Below are 17,939 nucleotides of genomic sequence, written 5' to 3' on the forward strand. Positions count from 1 at the left end.
ATAAAGAAAGAAGATTATAACAAAGATCTTCTATATTCAATAATATTGATTGTTAGGCTACTTGCTTAGAGGTGGTATCAGCGATCAGGATATTGTCTTTCTTTTCCTCATATGACTTAACGCTTATCAATTGATTCTCGTACGACTAATTTAGGCTCAAGTAACAACGATTGATAAGGTTTTTCTGGGGTTTTTATCCGTTTTAATAAGGTTTCTACCGCAAGCTTACCTAATTCAGCCTTAGGTTGATGAATCGTGCTTAATGGCGGTGAGAGATATTGCGCCAACATAATATCATCATAGCCAATTACCGAAAGATCTTGTGGTATATTTAACCCTTGCTGCCACGCAACTTGATAAACACCGACAGCAATGGTATCACTACAAGCAAACACGGCACTCGGACGTTTTTTTGCTTGTAGCAACTTTTTCATTCCAATTACGCCCCCCTCAAAATCAAAATGGCTTTCAATAATCCATTCAGGATTAAGGGGCAATTGTGCTTCTTGTAATGCTTTTTTATACCCTTGCAAACGATTTTGGGCTAATGATTTTTGCAAATTTCCGGTAATAATGGCAATCTCTCGATGCCCCTGTTGAATGAGATATTGCGTGGCAAGATAAGCACCAAGTTCTGAATTTTCATAAATTTTATCGGCATTAAGTGCAGTTGGCCACCAGTCCATTACAACCACGGGTAATGAAATATTCAACTGTTTCAGATCCGCATATTGGCTATCCGAATACATTAATAACAATCCATCTACTTGTTTCTGAATGAGCGTTTGAATATTTTGTTCTAAACGATTTTCGGCGCCATCAATGCTAGAAATAATGAGATTGTACTGATGTTGATTACAATACTGCTCAACCCCACTCACAACTTCAGCAAAAAAGGGGTTATTCGTCGCACTGACTAACATACCTAAGGTATTCGTTTGTTTAACCTTCAAACTTCTTGCTAGGGCTGAAGGACGATAATTGAGTGATTCCACGACATTCATCACTCTTGCTCGCATCGCCTCACTCACATATCCCGTATTATTAATCACGTGGGAAACCGTTGAGGTTGATACCTGCGCAATCCGTGCAATATCTTTCATCGTTGCCATAAATTATTCTCACTTCAGCAAATCACTACCCGCTATTCTATTTCCTGTCAGCTAAAAAATCATCTGTCTCTTGTCGCGTAGGAATTGAGGTTTGCGCGCCTAAACGGGTTACACTAATCGCCGCCGCTGCTTGGGCAAAATGAATAGCCTCATTGAGTGTTTTCCCCTCTAATAACGCAGTGATTAATGCTCCATTGAACGTGTCGCCTGCTGCCGTCGTATCTTTTGCTTGAACGCTAAAACCTTGAATTATTTCCTGTTGCTGTTGATGACTGACAAAAACGCCCCTTGCCCCTAAGGTAATCAATACAATTTCAACCCCTTTTTGATGAAAAATTTGCGCCGCTTTGACCGCACTTTGATAATCCACCACTTTAATCCCCGTCAAAATTTCCGCTTCTGTCTCATTTGGGGTAATCATCGTGAGCTGAGAGAGTAACTCATCAGAAAGAGGTTGTGCTGGCGCGGGATTAAGAATAACTTGTTTTCCTTGTGTTTTGGCTAATTTGGCTGCATAACATATCCCCTCTAAGGGCGTTTCTAATTGCATAAGCAATGCATCGCTTTGTTGAATAATATGCGTAAAGGATTGCACACGTTGTGCGGTTAAGTGCGCATTTGCACCAGCAGAAATGACAATGCTATTTTCACCACTTTCTGCGACTTGGATCATTGCAATGCCTGTTGATTCCCCATCAATGCTCGAAATGGCTTCGGTATTCATTCCTTGCTGAATAAAAGCCTGCTTTATTTGCCGACCAACATCATCATTCCCGATACAAGCAATAAAATTCACCTTAGCTCCAAGCCTTGTGGCGGCTACCGCTTGATTTGCCCCCTTTCCGCCATACACCAGCTGATAATGATGCCCTAATAAGGTTTCCCCCGGTTGTGGGAAATGCGCAACTTGGATCAAATGATCCACATTCACACTACCAAGCACTGTTAATGTTTTATTATGCATAACCATTCCTCAATCAAAATCAATAAAAAAACCACCGCACTTTGCTTTTATCGTCGTTTAGTTTAAACAGAATACAACGTCGTATCACCGACAGTATGGTTTATTACGGTGTTTACTCATTGCCTATTTTAAACATAAACGACGATTAATAAGATTAAATCTAGCGAAAAGAAATTATCAAGGCAGTATGTTCTGCCTTGGATTTTCTTTATTACTGACTGATTACTTTTAATGGAACGGGAATCTGCGTTTCAACCGTTTCTCCTTTAATCACTTTATCCGCTGTCTGTACACCTAATGCCCCGATTAAGTCAGGCTGTTGTGCGATAGTTGCGGCTAATTTGCCACTTTTTACTGCTTTAATGCCATCATCTGTGCCATCAAATCCAACAATGAGTAGAGGCTTATTCGCGGCTTGAGTCGCACGAATTGCCCCTAACGCCATTTCATCATTTTGGGCAAAGACAGCTTGGACATTGGGTTGAGCGGTTAATAAATTTTCCATCACATTCAAGCCTTTAGTGCGATCAAAATCTGCTGGTTGGCTTGCTAATAAAGCAAAGTGATGTGCCTCAACGGCTTGCTTAAATCCTTCCCCACGTTCGCGTGCTGCCGAAGTACCGGCAATACCTTCTAATTGGATAACTTTCGCATTATCACCTAATTTTTGGGCAATAAAATCACCTGCCATTTTTCCGCCTGCAATATTATCAGAGGCAATATGACTTACCACTTTCCCTTGTGCTGCTCCACGGTCTAAAGTAATGACAGGAATATTTTTTTGATTTGCCATACGTACCGCACTCGCAACAGCAGTGGAATCAGTTGGGTTAATCAGTAATACTTTTGCACCACGAACTGTAACGTCTTCAACATTCGCTAATTCTTTAGCTGGATCATTTTGTGAATCAAGTACAACCAAATTATAGCCCAGTTTATCCGCCTCTTTTTGCGCGCCCTCTTTTAAGGTAACAAAGAACGGATTATCCAGCGTAGAAATGGCTAATGCGATCGTTTCTTTTGCCATAGCACTTTGACTCACCAATGAGCCAAGAAGCATTGCGGAAGCGAGTAAAGTCAATTTTTTCATATACATCTCCTTAAGTTAGATGGATTAAGATTACCCATTTTTTCGACTGAAAAAATGATCGGTGAGTACAGCTGCAAGAATAACAATAGATTTCGCAATCATTTGGTAATACGAGGATATATCAAGTAGATTCAACGCATTATTTAAAAAACCAATAATCAATGCACCAATTAATGTGCCTAAAATACGCCCTTTTCCTCCCATTAAACTTGTTCCGCCCACCACGACTGCAGCGATTGCATCAAGTTCATAAGAAACACCCGCGGTTGGTTGTGCCGAAGAAAGCCTTGAGGTAACAATTAATCCTGCCACGGTTGCAAGAAAACCACTTACCGCATAAACAAAAATTTTGACTTTATCCACGTTTATACCCGATAAGCGGGTTGCAGCTTCATTACCACCAAGCGCATAAATATATCGCCCCATAGGGGTATGTTTTAAGATATACCACGCCACAAGAAAAATAGTTGCCATTAACCAAATAGGGAAAGGGATACCAAATAAATAGCCTGTGCCAAGAAAAGAAAAATGATCGGCGACATCAGAAAAACCTAAACTAATCGGCCGCCCATCGGTATAAACCATTGTAACGCCACGTAATAATGTCATTGTTACAAGGGTAGCAATAAAAGCTTGCACTTTGCCTTTTGCAATAATCATGCCACTGATTCCCCCAAGTACCGTACCGCATAATAAAACCAGCGGAATAACAATAAACATAGATAAATCTAGATTAACTAAAGAAGCCGCGATTGCACCTGTTAATGCGAGTACTGAGCCAACAGAAAGATCGATCCCAGCGGTTAAAATCACAAACGTCATTCCTACCGCAATAATCGCATTGACTGAGGTTTGGCGTAAAATATTGAGTAAATTATCCATTGTAAAAAAATGAGGATTAATACTAGAAACAATGGCAATTAAGACAAGTAAAGCTAAAATCGAACGTTGTTCAATAAGAAAATTTTTTAATTTTGTTGCTGTCATAATTTGTCCTTCTAATGCTGTTGAGTAATTGCGGCAGTTAATAATTTTTCTTGGCTAACATCTCGGCGTAAAAACTCACCGCGAATTTCACCATTGTTCATTACCAATATACGATCACTCATTCCGATAATTTCTGGCATATCTGATGAGACTAAAATAATGCTCATACCTTCTTCTTTAAACTTATTAATGAGCTGATAAATTTCTTTTTTCGCCCCCACATCAATGCCTCTAGTAGGTTCATCAAGAATCAAAATATCAGGACGTGTCATTAAACCTTTTGCAATCGCAACCTTTTGTTGATTCCCTCCAGAAAGCAAGCCTATTGTTTGATCCATTGAAGGGGTTTTTACATTAAACATCAGGATAAAATCATTTACCGTCATTTTTTCTGCTTGGTGATCAATCGCACCCTTTGGTGAAAGTTGATCCAGTGCAGTTAAGGTCATATTCTCCTTAATCGACATACTGAGGACTAACCCATCACCTTTGCGATCTTCAGAAATATAAACGATACCGTTTTTCAACCCATCTTGCGGTGTTTCAATAGATACAGGTCGATTTCGTACGAAAATTTCACCGCTCTGTTTAACTAATGCACCATAAATGAGTTTCATTAATTCGGTTCGTCCTGCGCCCATTAATCCTGAAACACCAAGAATTTCCCCACGATTGAGATGAAAAGAAACCTTATTTACACCCTGACCGGTTAAATTTTCAACCTTTAATACAGGTTCTCCAATAGGAACATCAATATGTGGATATTGATCTTCTAATTTTCTTCCCACCATTAATTCAATGAGCTGTGCTTCATTTATCTCAGAAATTGTACTTTCCGCAATAAATTCACCATCACGCAAAATTGTCACATCATCACAAATCGTAAAAATATCTTGCATTCGATGAGAAATAAATACGATCCCGCAACCTTCTGTTTTCAGCTCTCTAATTACGTCAAACAAGGCTTTCGTTTCGGCGTCAGTCAAGGCATCGGTAGGCTCATCCATAATAATCACTTTCGCTTTAAAACTCAGTGCTTTCGCGATCTCAATCATTTGCAATTCACCAAGGGATAATTGTTCAACAAGGGTCGAAGGATGATGTTTAATTTTTAAACGTTGCAATAATTTTTTCGATTCTTCAATCATTTTCGTCCAGTCAATCCCACCCAATTTATGGGTAAACTCTCGCCCTAAGAAAATATTTTCTGCAATCGTTAAATTAGGGATAATATTGAGTTCTTGATGAATAATGCTGATACCAGCTAACTGAGAAAATTTGGGATTTTTATACCGCACTTTTTCGCCATTAAAATAAATATCCCCACTATCTTGCTGATAAATTCCGGTAAGAATTTTCATCAATGTCGATTTTCCTGCGCCATTTTCCCCCATTAATGCCATAACTCGCCCGGCGTAAACAGATAAATTTGCATTATGTAACGCACGCACACCCGGAAAAGACTTACAAATGTTGTTTAATTTTAAAATGGGTTCCATTGTTTCCCCCTAAAACGGTACACCTGATACAAGGATAATATTGGCATAAGGCGAACATTCTCCTGAACGGACAATGGCTTTACTTTCTTGGCTCAATGCCTTAAATTCCTCGTGACAGACGTAATCTACAACGATGTCATTATGTTGTTGCTGAGCTAACTGCGCGATGCGTTGTAATAAGGTTTGATGAAGTTGTGCATTATGCTGCTCAATCTCTTTTGCTAAAATCACTCTCTCCACAAAGCACTCTGTTGTTACAGCCTGAAAAACAGATAAAAAACTTGGCACGCCCTCTGATAAAGCTAAATCGACACAATCCATCGATGAAGGAATAGGCAATCCTGCATCACAAATTGTCAAAAAATCTGTATGCCCAAGACGGGCAATTTGATATGAAAGTGGTGCATTAAGAATGCCTGTTTTTTTCATACTTCCCTCTCAAAAAAATATCGAAACGTTTCGATAAGACTAAACAATTCTTATAAGTTTTAAAATGACTATTTTTAAACTTTGTGAAGTTGATCAAAAAATAAAAGAATTTTCGTTTTAATCTCTATAAAAAAGGGTAATGTAAGGAAGAAAAGGAGATAATTATGCGTAAAAAAATTATTTTAGACTGTGATCCCGGCCATGATGATGCCATTGCCATATTACTCGCCCATGGTAATCCCAATATCGAATTGCTCGCCATTACGACCGTTGTTGGCAACCAAACCCTTGAAAAAGTCTCGCATAATGCATTAGCTGTTGCTGAAATTGCAAAAATTAAAAATATTCCCATTGCCAAAGGGGCTGAACGCCCGTTGGTTAGAGAAATTGAAACGGCCCCCGCTATCCACGGTGATTCTGGGTTAGATGGCCCCATTTTACCAACACCAACGCAAACCTTTCATCCTTCACATGCTGTTCAGTTAATCATTGACTTAATTATGTCTTACCCACCTAATACGATCACCTTAGTACCAACAGGTGGGCTAACCAATATTGCCCTTGCCGCAAGATTAGAACCTAAAATTATCAATCGAGTAAAAGAAGTCGTATTAATGGGAGGCGGTTATCACACGGGGAACTGGAGTGCGGTGGCTGAATTTAATATAAAAATAGATCCTGAAGCTGCCCATATTGTATTTAGTGCCGGTTGGAAAGTAACGATGGTAGGTTTAGATCTGACTCACCAAGCCTTAGCCACGCCGGACGTGATACAGCGTATTGCAGAAATAGGAACAAAACCAGCTCAATTTGTCGTCGAATTGCTAGAATTCTTTGGCAAAATGTATAAAAAATCTCAAGGTTTTGATGCGCCACCAGTGCACGATCCTTGTGCTGTTGCTTATGTCATCGATCCATCTTTAATAAAAACGCAACAAGTTCCTATTCATATTGAATTAACGGGAACCCATACGTTAGGAATGACCGTTGCAGATTTTCGTTATCCTCCAAAACCTTGCAACACCCAAGTTGCAACAACCCTTAACAGAGAAAAATTTTGGCATTTAGTCATTGAGGCAATTAAAAATTTAGGTGATGATTAATAAAGTGAAATAGAATAACGTAGGTTGTTCTATTTTAAAATTAAGGAATGAGATCAGGTAGCCTATTCCTAACCTGTTTGTAGAATGCATTCTCTCTTCAAACTTAAACACTTCTATAACCGTAAAAAAAACCGCACTTTCTTTCAAAAGTGCAGTGCGTTCCCTAACGAAATTTATTTAATAAAAATCCTATCATGAGTTTAATACAATCTTAATCGAAATAAATAATTATGCCAGCAACGTTTAATTCTATCTTTGAAGTTAAAATATTCTCGTCTAACTTTTGAAAACAGAGATAAATTTTTTTCCCCACGTTGCTCCTCTCCTATAAGAGAAACGACTCCGCCAGCCCTATCAATACAAGGGGGATAAATTGCAAAATTTTCAATTTTATTTTCATAAAAGCGAGCCATTTGGTCATCCACAGGATAAATCCAGATTTGACAAAAAACAAGTAGTCTCTTAGCCGCTTCAGGCGTTATAGCATAGCCTTGGGCACAAAAATAATCCTTATAGAACTTCGTTACTGAAAAACCATCAAATATTTCGACTTCAATTCTTTCAATATCACGATAATTTTTATGCAGCCATAAAAAAGGATAACTTTTTAAAAGTTCATCTAAATTATTATAAATATATTTAAAATTATCAAGAATACTTATATCATCCTCCAATACAACAATAGGTGTATTTTTACTAATACATTCTTTCCATAAAGAATAATGGCTAGCAAAACAACCTAACTCACCTAATGATAGAGTTCTTCCCTTTCTTTGAAAATGTTTTTCTGCATTATAATGAGAAAATAAATGATGCACAGGATTTTCCTTTGCATTAATAGCAGGAAAAAATTGAAACTCAATACCTAATTTTTCAAATTGATCTTTAATAAGTCTCTCTCTATCTTTTGCTGATTCAATATGAATCACATAAATAGGTATCATTCGGGCACTCTCCTATTATTGTTAATTGTCATTGCATAAAAAACAACATTACACATATAAAAGAACATTGCATATTCTTTATTTATTAATAAAGCATCAGTTAGATTAAAGGATATTAATCCAAGAATATTTATTATTCCTAATAGCCCTATAATCTTTCTATCTTCAACACTAGAACTTTTATAAATATTAATGAAGTATTTTAAAAAAGTATATATTAGCAATAATAATACAAATAATCCAACAATACCCCTATGATAAGTTTGTTCAATAAATTGGTTATGAGAATGGGTATAATCTTTAGTGTAGTTTGGAATTACGCCAGATTCTGCCTGTTCATGACGTTTATTCAACATACCATCTCGTCCCCATCCTAAGATAGGCTTTTCTTGAATTGCGTACCAAGCACCTTTATATAAATCAAATCTGACACCAACAGAACTATAAGCATTAGAATCATCTACATACTGAGTGATGTTATCCAGTGCAGCTTGATATCTTTTGCTAACCCCAAACTGAGGTATAATACTTACAACTATAATAATTGAAATTAGGAATATAAAAAACGAATAAACTATTTTTTTGAGAGATATTCTATATTTAAAAAATAGAAAAAAAAGTATAAAAGGAAAGGCAATCCAACTTCCTCTAGTTCCTGTTACAATATTTCCCAAAAGACCTATACAAGAAGAGAAAAGTAAAAATGCTCCCATTTTTATATCCTTTTCCTCTAAATAATGAAGTCCTAATGCTATACAATATAGTGTAACCGTCATTATAATAGCTGCTGCTGGTATAGGATTTATAACATCCAAATCAAAAGCTCTGTCCAATCCAAGATAAAACTTATTATATAAAGATTGGATACCATAGATGAGGCAACTAACGCCAAAAACGATAGCCAAAAATTTAAAATTTAGCCTATATCTAATAAGAAGGAAAAGAATAGGAATTGACAATAATAAAAAATGATCTGCTTTAAAGGAACTTGGAATCGCATCTCCATTAAGGATAGCTACAAATAACCCGACAATATAATATAGCAAAGAAAATATTACATATTTTTTAACATCATATCTATACTCTATATTTTTATAATTTGAGAAAATATAAAAAAATGAAAGAGCTACCAATATAACTGGCGAAACATAATAAGAGCTTTTTATTGATAAAAGCACAACAAAGAAAATCAGAATCAATACATTAATACTATATAAGAAAAAACTTTTCCTCATCACAAACTCCACCTATAAAAAAGTTCTATTATCTTACACTTTTTTTATAGACTTTCTACTATTTTAGAAGTTTTTAACAAATTCCAGCCTATTTTGCAAACACTCCTTTATTCTTATCATTTGACTTTATCTTACTTTGACAGGATGCCAAGTATAAGATAGAATTGGTAGAATCACTTGATCAGTGAATGTTTTAATAATGACAAATTCAAGTTTCTATCTTCAGATGCCATAAGTTTATGCTTAATTACATCCTATCCTTGCCACGCAGTATAAAAAGACTTATATCAATTATCATTGATATAGTTTTGATTGCGTTTTCTTATTTTCTTGCCCTAGGAGTTCGACTAGAACTTAATCAAGAACTTAAACTAGCTGAAAACTGGTACATCACTTTACTAGTAGGAAGTATTTCTGTTCTTTTTTTCATCAAGCTAGGATTATATCGAGCTGTTATTCGCTTCGTTACAATAAAATTCACTCAAGTTGCCATCATTGGTTCTCTAATTTCGACTGCAATATTATTCATCGTTACGTTCCTACTTAACTTTGATTTACCTAGAACCGTTCCTTTTCTTTACTTTATCTTTATATCTATATTCATTACATATACACGTTTTCTATGGAGAACGCTACTCGGGTATAATCGAGAAGCCAAAACTAAAGTCCTAATATACGGTGCTGGTAGCTCAGGTCGGCAACTACTAACAGCCTTAAATCAAAGCTCTCATTATTCAGTCATTGGTTTTATTGATGACAATAAAGCCCTATATAAAACCATATTACATGGCATTACTGTTTACAGTCCTAAATCATTAGGTAAATTAATAGAAAATAGAAACATAAAAAAAATTCTATTAGCAATGCCTAGCGCAACACAAAGTCAGCGTAAAGCGATTATTAATAGAATTAGTAAATATAAATGTGAAGTTCTTACAATACCAGGAATGGAGGATATTGTCAGTGGAAAAGCACATTTAACTAGCTTAAATCAAGTATCAATTTCTGACCTCTTAGGGCGTGATGCAGTAACACCCATTGAATCCCTATTAGAGCAGGATATAGAAAATAAAGTTGTTATGGTAACTGGCGCTGGAGGTTCTATCGGTTCTGAATTATGCCGTCAAATTATTAAGCAATCACCTAAAAAATTAATTTTATTTGAGTTAAATGAATTTTCGCTATATCAAATACACCAAGAATTATTAAAACATCCTGATTTTCAACACGTTGAATTGATCCCATTATTGGGTTCAGTACAAAGAAAGCATAGGCTAGATATTATTATGCGTTCATTCAAAGTCGATACGGTTTACCATGCAGCAGCATATAAACATGTACCTTTAGTTGAATACAATGTGGTTGAAGGAATCCGTAATAACATTTTTGGAACCTTATATTGTGCCCAAGCAGCCATTGAAGTTGGAGTTTCTACTTTTGTCTTGATCTCCACAGATAAAGCTGTTCGTCCAACCAATATAATGGGTACAACAAAGCGTATGGCGGAATTAATTCTACAAGCATTAGCCAAAACACAAAATACAACACGTTTTTGTATGGTTCGTTTTGGAAATGTTTTGGGATCTTCAGGTTCTGTAGTCCCATTATTCAATAAACAAATTCAAGAAGGCGGACCTATAACATTAACACATCAGAAAATTACTCGATTTTTTATGACAATCCCTGAAGCCGCCTCACTAGTTATCCAAGCTGGCGCAATGGGAAAAGGCGGAGATGTTTTTGTTTTAGATATGGGCGAACCAGTAAAAATTTATGATTTGGCTGTACGAATGGTTCACTTAAGTGGACTAACCTTGAGAAATGAGAAAAATCCGAACGGAGATATTGAGATTTCAATTACAGGATTAAGACCAGGTGAGAAATTATATGAAGAACTACTTATCGGTGATAACGTACGGGGAACACAACATCCAAGAATTATGACAGCTATCGAAACAATGCTTGATTGGAATGACTTGAATAACATCTTGCAGCGATTAGATATATTATGTTCAGAATACAAGATTGATGAGATTAGAGATTTATTAGTTTCCTCATCTACAGCCTTTAGTCCAACAACAGAAAATTGTGATATGGTATATCAAAATTTATCTTAATAATATATTTACATTAAGGAATAATAAACAGTGAAAATTAGTTTCTCTCCTCCTGATATTACAGATTTAGAAATTAAGGAGGTAATTTCTGCATTAAAAAGTGGCTGGATAACTACAGGCCCTAAAACAAAAGAATTAGAAAATAAACTTGCCTCCTACATAGGTACAGAGAAAGTAGTTTGTCTAAATTCAGCAACGGCAGCCTTAGAACTTATCCTTAGAATATTAGGTATTAAAGAAGGTGATGAAGTTATCACCTGTGCCTATACCTATACAGCCAGTGCGAGTCCTGTTATTCATATTGGTGCGAAACTTGTGCTAGTAGATACAAGCCCAAACTCCTATCAAATGGATTATGATGCATTAGAAAATGCTATTACTGATAAAACTAAAGCTATCATTCCTATTGATATAGCTGGGGTACCTTGTGATTACGATAAGATTTTCGAAATAGTAGAACGCAAAAAAAACCTATTTAAACCTTCTAATGATTTACAGCAGAAAATAGGTCGTATTTCGGTTGTTGCTGACTGCGCACATTCTTTAGGTAGTATATGGAAGAATAAAATGGCGGGAAATATCGCTGATTTTAGCAGTTTCTCTTTTCATGCAGTGAAAAATTTTACTACAGCAGAAGGAGGGTGTGCTACCTGGAAAAATATTGACGGCATAAGTAATGAAGATCTTTACCGTCAGTTTCAATTGCTTTCTTTGCATGGTCAAAGTAAAGATGCGCTATCCAAAACAAAATTAGGTGCTTGGGAATATGATATCCAAGGTTGCTACTATAAATGTAACATGACAGACATTAGTGCTGCTATTGGGCTAGCACAATTCAACCGTTACCCTCATCTATTAGAAAAACGAAAAGAGATTATTAATAAATATCTTGCTGGATTGAAAAATTCTAATATTAATATTCTGCCTCATTTTACGAATGAATATTCAAGTAGTGGGCATTTATTCTTAACACGCCTATTAAATAAAGATGAAACATACCGTAACCAATTTATCGAAAAAATGGCAAAAGCTGGTATCGCAACTAATGTTCATTACAAGCCTTTACCTATGCATACAGCATATAAATCACTCGGTTTTTCAATAGAGCAATTCCCTAATGCTTATCAGCAATATTGTAATGAGGTAACACTACCTCTACATACCCAACTAACTGATGAGGAAATTGATTATGTTATTGAAAACTTCAAGCGAATTTTGAGTGATTAATATGATTTTGAGAAATTGGAATAATTTACCTTCACAAATGAAAAATGAACCAATGAAGGCATATTATGACTACTTGAAGAAAAAGCAAATTAGCCTACTATTTAAATTTGCTTTTGATAGATGTTTAGCTGCTATTTTATTGATTTTATTAGCTCCCTTATTTTTATATATAGCCTACAAAATCAGTAAGGATAGTCCAGGAGGAATATTCTTCAGACAACTAAGAATAACTCAATATGGTAGAGAGTTTAAAATTTACAAATTTCGCACAATGATAGCAAATGCAGAATCTTTAGGCTCACAAGTTACAGTAGATAATGACAAACGGATTACAGCTATAGGAGAAAAACTCAGAAAAACTCGTTTAGATGAACTCCCTCAATTAATCAATGTTCTCAAAGGAGAAATGAGCTTTGTAGGCACAAGGCCTGAAGTGCCTAAATATATCGCGGCATATACAGCTGAAATGATGGCAACATTACTCTTACCTGCAGGGATTACAAGTGAAGCGAGTATTGAATATAAAGACGAAGATAAGCTTTTATCTAATGCTAAGGATCCAGATAAAGAATATATTGAAAAAGTACTTCCGGAAAAAATGAAATGGAATTTAGAGAGTATTCGAAAGTATTCTTTTTCTAGAGATTTACTTACAATGATAAAAACAGTGCTAGCGGTAATTAAGTAATGAATATAGTGCTTTATAATAGCATTGTATAAAAGACATTCTGGAAGATTTTTGTATTGAACTCTAAGGTGAATAGTAAATAATTGTAAATTAAGTTTTTATAAAAATAGTTAATAAAGGTAAATTTATAATGGAGAATTATCCTAAATTTTCAGTTTTAATGTCAGTATATTATAAAGATGTCCCTTCTTTTTTTGATCAAGCATTGAGTAGTATTTGGCTTCAACAGACCATTCGTCCATCGCAAATTATTTTAGTTAAAGATGGGCTTCTTACTGAAGATTTGGAAAAAGTAATTAAAAAATATATTGAGATATGTGGTCCTAGTTTAAATATAATTTCACTACAGAGAAATAGTGGTTTAGCCTATGCTCTATCGCAAGGATTAGAGCATTGTAAATATGATTATATTGCAAGAATGGATAGTGATGATATTAGTACACCAGAACGGTTTGATAAACAATTAACTTTTCTACATAAAAACAAAGATATTGATGTGGTTGGAAGTTATTTAACTGAAATTAATGAAAATGGAGATATTATAAAAGAATTAGTTAAATATCCTTTAGAAAATGGAGAGTTACGAGAATTTTTCTCTAAAAGAGATCCTCTGGCTCATCCTACGGCCTTCTTTAGAAAAAGTTTCTTTATGAAAGCAGGATCTTATACTAACGAAATAAATTTAGGAGAAGATACTGTACTTTGGTATCGTGGATTTATAAATAATTGTCATTTTGCTAATATACCTCATGTTGGATTATTATTTAGACGTACGGATAGTTTTTACAAAAGAAGAAGTAATTGGAAAAAATCAATCTCTTTATTGAAGTTTAGGCTTTTAACTATTAATAGAAGATTGGGATATAACATAAATGCAGATATATATGCGATTACATATTTTTTAATTTCCATATCCCCTAATTTTATAAAAAAATTAGCTTATCAATTTTTTAGATAAAATATTAAGGATAAAAATTATTTAGATATTTTTGTACTGAAGAGTTCCCAAGAATCTTCTTATATCTTCTGATTTTTTAATATTCTCAGCTATCAAATGACTATAATGAATCCTAATTATTAAATATATTATATAAATTGTAAATAAAATGATTAAAGTATACTTAGAATACAAAACTCAGATTAATAATTTTTTATATCTAACTATTGTTTATGGTATAAATATTTTTTTACCTCTAGCTTTATTTCCTTTTCTATTACATAAATTAGGAGAAAGCTTATATGGAAAAATTATTTTTACACAAACAATAGCAAATTATTTTCTAGTATTCACCAATTTTGGGTTTAATATTTCTAGTACAAAATCTATCAGTCTAAATAAGGATAATCAAGAGAAAATCAACATCATTTTTTCTTCAACAATATATACTAAATTAATCTTATTTTTTATTTCATTGTTAATTAATCTATTATTCTGTATTATATCTGGCATAAGTAAAAATGATATAATTCTTTATATAGCCTCTCTCTTTATTTGCTTTTCTGATGCTTTATTACCCATATGGTTTTTTCAAGGAATTGAAAAAATAAAATATATAACAATAGTTAATGTATTATCAAGAATATTGGGGGCAATATTTATACTATTAATAGTAAGAAATGAAAATGATTATATATTTATACCTTTATTATACTTTACTGGAAATTTATTTGGTTCTATAATTTCACTCTATATTGCTATCAAAAAAGAAAATATACGTTTTATATTTGTTGAAAAGAAAAATATTATAGAGAGAATTAAAGAAGGATATGTTTTTTTATTTTCTGACTTTTCGTCCATTATAAAAGACAAAGGAAATATTAGTATAATAGGTGTCTTCCTAGGAATATCATATGTTGTATATTACGATCTAGCTGAAAAGATAATATGGGCATTTAGATCTATATTATATAATATGAATATAGTTTTTTTTCCATATATAGTGAAGAATAACAATAAAGAAAGAGTAAAAAAAATCATTTGGGCTATATTTTCATGTGGTTGCTTTTTATATGCTATTTTATATTTTTTCTCAGATACAATAATTTATTTTATATCTAGAGACGAGAGTATGCTCTTTATTAATTCTTTTATTCATTTAATGGGAGTCTATCTTTTACTAGCTACTTTTAGCTCTTGTATAGGGCAATTTATTTTAATTGTAAATAATTTAGAAAAATTATATTTAAAAAGTTTATTGATTACTTCTATAAGTTATTTTAGTTTAATTTTATTTTTGTATATTATGAAAATATTCTCTATTGAGTCTTTAATTATAGCATACAATGCTAGTATTTTAATTGAACTTATATATAGAGTATATATTTGTAAGAAGAAAAACTTAATTGGATATATTATTTAATATGAAATCACAAAAACCTATATTACTTTCTTTTATTTTTTTACTATACTTAATATTATTCGTATATATAAATATCAATTCAGATATTTCTATTTTTTCACTTGAGTTATTTTTATTTTTACTTTATGGAATTTGTATTACTTGGACAATATTTACTATAAATAAGTATCCACTTGCATTTATTATAACAGCCTTATTTGGGCTGTTTATCTATTCCAGATTTTTCTTGGATCTATGGCATTTATTACCTTATAATATAAAGTTACAAACTCGTTTTATTGGTGACTATTTTTCTGATGAAACTATAAAAGAAACTATTATAACTTATATTTTTTCGATAATGGGACTAATGGCTGGATTTTTAGTTATAGATTTAAAAAATAAAAAAACTATTAAAAAAAAATTAATACAAGAAAATTTCATATATAGAATAGGCCTATGCTGTTTAATTTTATCAGCTCCAGGATTGATTTATAAAATGTATTTGTTAATTAGTATGGTTAATGAATTTGGTTATCTTTCTCTATACAAAATAGATAATCCATCAGGTTTAATTAGAATTATTGAGTTTACTAGTTATAAATTATATCTTCTAGGAATAAGTTTATTATTATCTTGTAGTCTTAACAAAAAACAATTCTATGTCCTAGCCATATTAATAATGGTTATATCAGGAGTATATCTTTTCCTAGGAAAAAGATCAGAATTTGGCATTTCAATTATATTTCTTATATGGTATTGGTTCTCTTATTTATATAAAGAAAAAAAAATAAATATAAAATCATCACTTATAATATTATTTATATTAATTTCTTTCTCCTTTATTTTTCAATATATCAATTATTCTAGAGCGCATTCAGAAAAAAATGAAAATACTAACGATATCTCAATAGTAAGTTTTTTAGCCACCCAAGGAGTTAGTGGAATTGTTCTACCTTACTATATAGAATATAAAGATATAATTAATAGAGAATATTATCCTTATATAATGGCTCCAATTATCGATAGGATACATAGAGGAGGAGCAAGTATAAAGGTAATAAATAATACAAATTACTTATCTTATGAGCTCACCTATGCCATTTCACCTGAAGCCTATTTAAATGGGGAAGGAGTAGGAACAAGCTATATTACAGAATTATATGAAGGGGGAAAAAGTTCAGTTTTTCTAGGTATGTTTTTTTTAGGAATGTTCGTAATTTTTATTGAAAGAAAAAAAAATACTCCATACATTAAATATCTATCATTACTTTTTGTTATGACGTTATTATTTTTACCTAGAGGTGAATTTTTTGAATATTTTTATGAATTTATATTATTTTCATTAGTATGGTATTTTTCAAATATAGTATGTTATAAATTAAGGAGTAGATATGGACGATAATAATTCTGATAAGATTGATTTTGTTTTGCCTTGGGTTGATCCATCAGATAAATTATGGCGAGAAAAAAAAGAGTACTTTAGTAAAAAGAGAAACTTTGACTCAGATTCTAATACATCTTCTAGATATCGAGATATGGAAATATTAAAATATGTTTTACGTTCAATTGAGAAAAATTGTAGCTGGTATAATAATATATTCTTAATAACAGAAGGTCATTATCCAAAGTGGCTAAATATAAAACATCATAAAATACGTCTAATTAGACATGAAGAATTATTTCATGATAAAACTGATCTACCTACTTTTAATAGTAGTTCTATAGAATGTAATTTATCCTCTTTGAAAAGCTTAGGACTTACCGAAAAATTTATATATCTAAATGATGATATGTTAATATTTAGAAAAGTAGATACTTCTAGATTTTTTATAAATAATCTTCCCGTTGATTTTTTGTGTCATACATTAGTTCCAAGAACTGAACTCATACTAAAATTGAGAAGAATAACTGATTCCTGGGGCTATTCGTTACTGAATGGTATAACTTTAGTAAATAGTAAAAAAAACATTCAAACTATTTCTAAAAATCTTATCTATAATACAAGTTATTCTATAACCGAAAAATTAAATAACTTTTTAATGAAAACTTTATATAGAAAAGCTATTAGTCTAAAACATTGGCATCATCCCCAACCTTACTTAATAAATACTTTAGAGGAAGTAAAAGAACATTTTAAGCTTCAGCTAGAGAGAGCATCTAAAAATAAATTTAGAGCTTGAATTTACAATCTAACTGCAACAA

General features: G+C 32.8%; 16 protein-coding genes. 8 read left to right on the forward strand and 8 right to left on the reverse strand.

Annotated elements, in window-relative coordinates:
* Positions 1 to 116: 116 nt before the first annotated feature.
* The 6 genes from L4F93_RS00270 to rbsD all read right to left on the reverse strand — a co-directional run bounded on the left by L4F93_RS00270 (position 117) and on the right by rbsD (position 6,081).
* Complete coding sequence (locus L4F93_RS00270; protein WP_250350570.1) at positions 117 to 1,112, reverse strand: substrate-binding domain-containing protein; 996 nt, start codon at positions 1,110 to 1,112, stop codon at positions 117 to 119.
* A gap of 37 nt (positions 1,113 to 1,149) precedes the next feature.
* Entirely contained in the window at positions 1,150 to 2,076 is a 927-nt protein-coding gene (gene rbsK / locus L4F93_RS00275; protein ID WP_250350571.1) for a ribokinase, read from the reverse strand.
* A gap of 211 nt (positions 2,077 to 2,287) precedes the next feature.
* Entirely contained in the window at positions 2,288 to 3,166 is an 879-nt protein-coding gene (gene rbsB / locus L4F93_RS00280; protein ID WP_250350572.1) for a ribose ABC transporter substrate-binding protein RbsB, read from the reverse strand.
* A 30-nt stretch (positions 3,167 to 3,196) separates the two neighbouring features.
* The gene (rbsC, locus tag L4F93_RS00285) at positions 3,197 to 4,153 is read right to left on the reverse strand and encodes a ribose ABC transporter permease (protein ID WP_250350573.1); all 957 of its coding nucleotides are present in this window, start codon (positions 4,151 to 4,153) and stop codon (positions 3,197 to 3,199) included.
* Between the two features lie 11 nt (positions 4,154 to 4,164).
* Positions 4,165 to 5,652, reverse strand: a complete 1,488-nt coding sequence (gene rbsA, locus L4F93_RS00290) for a ribose ABC transporter ATP-binding protein RbsA (RefSeq protein WP_250350574.1) — start codon at positions 5,650 to 5,652, stop codon at positions 4,165 to 4,167.
* A gap of 9 nt (positions 5,653 to 5,661) precedes the next feature.
* Positions 5,662 to 6,081, reverse strand: coding sequence for a D-ribose pyranase (rbsD, locus tag L4F93_RS00295; RefSeq protein WP_250350575.1), 420 nt, complete (start codon positions 6,079 to 6,081; stop codon positions 5,662 to 5,664).
* Between the two features lie 164 nt (positions 6,082 to 6,245).
* Between rbsD and uriH the strand changes: the two genes are divergently transcribed.
* Positions 6,246 to 7,184: a uridine-preferring nucleoside hydrolase UriH gene (uriH, locus tag L4F93_RS00300; RefSeq protein WP_250350576.1), complete on the forward strand. Its 939-nt coding sequence runs from the start codon at positions 6,246 to 6,248 to the stop codon at positions 7,182 to 7,184.
* A gap of 200 nt (positions 7,185 to 7,384) precedes the next feature.
* Here the strand turns inward: uriH and L4F93_RS00305 are convergent, their stop codons facing one another.
* The gene (locus L4F93_RS00305; RefSeq protein WP_250350577.1) at positions 7,385 to 8,128 is read right to left on the reverse strand and encodes a glycosyltransferase family 25 protein; all 744 of its coding nucleotides are present in this window, start codon (positions 8,126 to 8,128) and stop codon (positions 7,385 to 7,387) included.
* A complete protein-coding gene (locus L4F93_RS00310; protein WP_250351709.1) occupies positions 8,125 to 9,363 on the reverse strand; it encodes an O-antigen ligase family protein in 1,239 nt (412 codons plus the stop codon). Before L4F93_RS00310 ends, L4F93_RS00305 begins: the two co-directional genes overlap by 4 nt.
* Positions 9,364 to 9,602: 239 nt before the next feature.
* Here L4F93_RS00310 and L4F93_RS00315 point away from each other — a divergent pair, with 239 nt between their 5' ends.
* From L4F93_RS00315 to L4F93_RS00345, 7 genes are all read left to right on the forward strand, one after another.
* Positions 9,603 to 11,480 carry a polysaccharide biosynthesis protein gene (locus tag L4F93_RS00315; RefSeq protein WP_250350578.1) on the forward strand — a complete coding sequence of 626 codons (1,878 nt, stop codon included), beginning with the start codon at positions 9,603 to 9,605 and terminating at the stop codon, positions 11,478 to 11,480.
* A gap of 30 nt (positions 11,481 to 11,510) precedes the next feature.
* Entirely contained in the window at positions 11,511 to 12,707 is a 1,197-nt protein-coding gene (locus L4F93_RS00320) for a DegT/DnrJ/EryC1/StrS family aminotransferase (RefSeq protein WP_250350579.1), read from the forward strand.
* Position 12,708: 1 nt separating this feature from the next.
* Positions 12,709 to 13,395 (forward strand): sugar transferase, encoded by a 687-nt coding sequence (locus L4F93_RS00325; protein WP_250351710.1) that lies wholly within the window; start codon positions 12,709 to 12,711, stop codon positions 13,393 to 13,395.
* A gap of 130 nt (positions 13,396 to 13,525) precedes the next feature.
* Complete coding sequence (locus L4F93_RS00330; RefSeq protein WP_250350580.1) at positions 13,526 to 14,353, forward strand: glycosyltransferase; 828 nt, start codon at positions 13,526 to 13,528, stop codon at positions 14,351 to 14,353.
* A gap of 148 nt (positions 14,354 to 14,501) precedes the next feature.
* Positions 14,502 to 15,755: an oligosaccharide flippase family protein gene (locus L4F93_RS00335; protein ID WP_250350581.1), complete on the forward strand. Its 1,254-nt coding sequence runs from the start codon at positions 14,502 to 14,504 to the stop codon at positions 15,753 to 15,755.
* Positions 15,739 to 17,139 carry an O-antigen polysaccharide polymerase Wzy gene (gene wzy, locus L4F93_RS00340; RefSeq protein WP_250350582.1) on the forward strand — a complete coding sequence of 467 codons (1,401 nt, stop codon included), beginning with the start codon at positions 15,739 to 15,741 and terminating at the stop codon, positions 17,137 to 17,139. Before L4F93_RS00335 ends, wzy begins: the two co-directional genes overlap by 17 nt.
* Positions 17,129 to 17,917, forward strand: coding sequence for a Stealth CR1 domain-containing protein (locus L4F93_RS00345; RefSeq protein ID WP_250350583.1), 789 nt, complete (start codon positions 17,129 to 17,131; stop codon positions 17,915 to 17,917). The genes wzy and L4F93_RS00345 overlap by 11 nt, the downstream gene beginning before the upstream one ends.
* The last annotated feature ends 22 nt before the right edge of the window (positions 17,918 to 17,939 follow it).

The organism is Avibacterium sp. 20-132, assembly GCF_023611925.1.
Lineage (GTDB): Bacteria > Pseudomonadota > Gammaproteobacteria > Enterobacterales > Pasteurellaceae > Avibacterium.

Excerpts from the sequence above, each read along its gene's own strand:
- L4F93_RS00270 (WP_250350570.1), bottom strand. The coding sequence starts at position 1,112 with ATGGCAACGATGAAAGATATTGCACGGATTGCGCAGGTATCAACCTCA.
- rbsK (WP_250350571.1), bottom strand. The coding sequence starts at position 2,076 with ATGCATAATAAAACATTAACAGTGCTTGGTAGTGTGAATGTGGATCAT.
- rbsB (WP_250350572.1), bottom strand. The coding sequence starts at position 3,166 with ATGAAAAAATTGACTTTACTCGCTTCCGCAATGCTTCTTGGCTCATTG.
- rbsC (WP_250350573.1), bottom strand. The coding sequence starts at position 4,153 with ATGACAGCAACAAAATTAAAAAATTTTCTTATTGAACAACGTTCGATT.
- rbsA (WP_250350574.1), bottom strand. The coding sequence starts at position 5,652 with ATGGAACCCATTTTAAAATTAAACAACATTTGTAAGTCTTTTCCGGGT.
- rbsD (WP_250350575.1), bottom strand. The coding sequence starts at position 6,081 with ATGAAAAAAACAGGCATTCTTAATGCACCACTTTCATATCAAATTGCC.
- uriH (WP_250350576.1), top strand. The coding sequence starts at position 6,246 with ATGCGTAAAAAAATTATTTTAGACTGTGATCCCGGCCATGATGATGCC.
- L4F93_RS00305 (WP_250350577.1), bottom strand. The coding sequence starts at position 8,128 with ATGATACCTATTTATGTGATTCATATTGAATCAGCAAAAGATAGAGAG.
- L4F93_RS00310 (WP_250351709.1), bottom strand. The coding sequence starts at position 9,363 with ATGAGGAAAAGTTTTTTCTTATATAGTATTAATGTATTGATTCTGATT.
- L4F93_RS00315 (WP_250350578.1), top strand. The coding sequence starts at position 9,603 with ATGCTTAATTACATCCTATCCTTGCCACGCAGTATAAAAAGACTTATA.
- L4F93_RS00325 (WP_250351710.1), top strand. The coding sequence starts at position 12,709 with ATGATTTTGAGAAATTGGAATAATTTACCTTCACAAATGAAAAATGAA.
- L4F93_RS00330 (WP_250350580.1), top strand. The coding sequence starts at position 13,526 with ATGGAGAATTATCCTAAATTTTCAGTTTTAATGTCAGTATATTATAAA.
- L4F93_RS00335 (WP_250350581.1), top strand. The coding sequence starts at position 14,502 with ATGATTAAAGTATACTTAGAATACAAAACTCAGATTAATAATTTTTTA.
- L4F93_RS00345 (WP_250350583.1), top strand. The coding sequence starts at position 17,129 with ATGGACGATAATAATTCTGATAAGATTGATTTTGTTTTGCCTTGGGTT.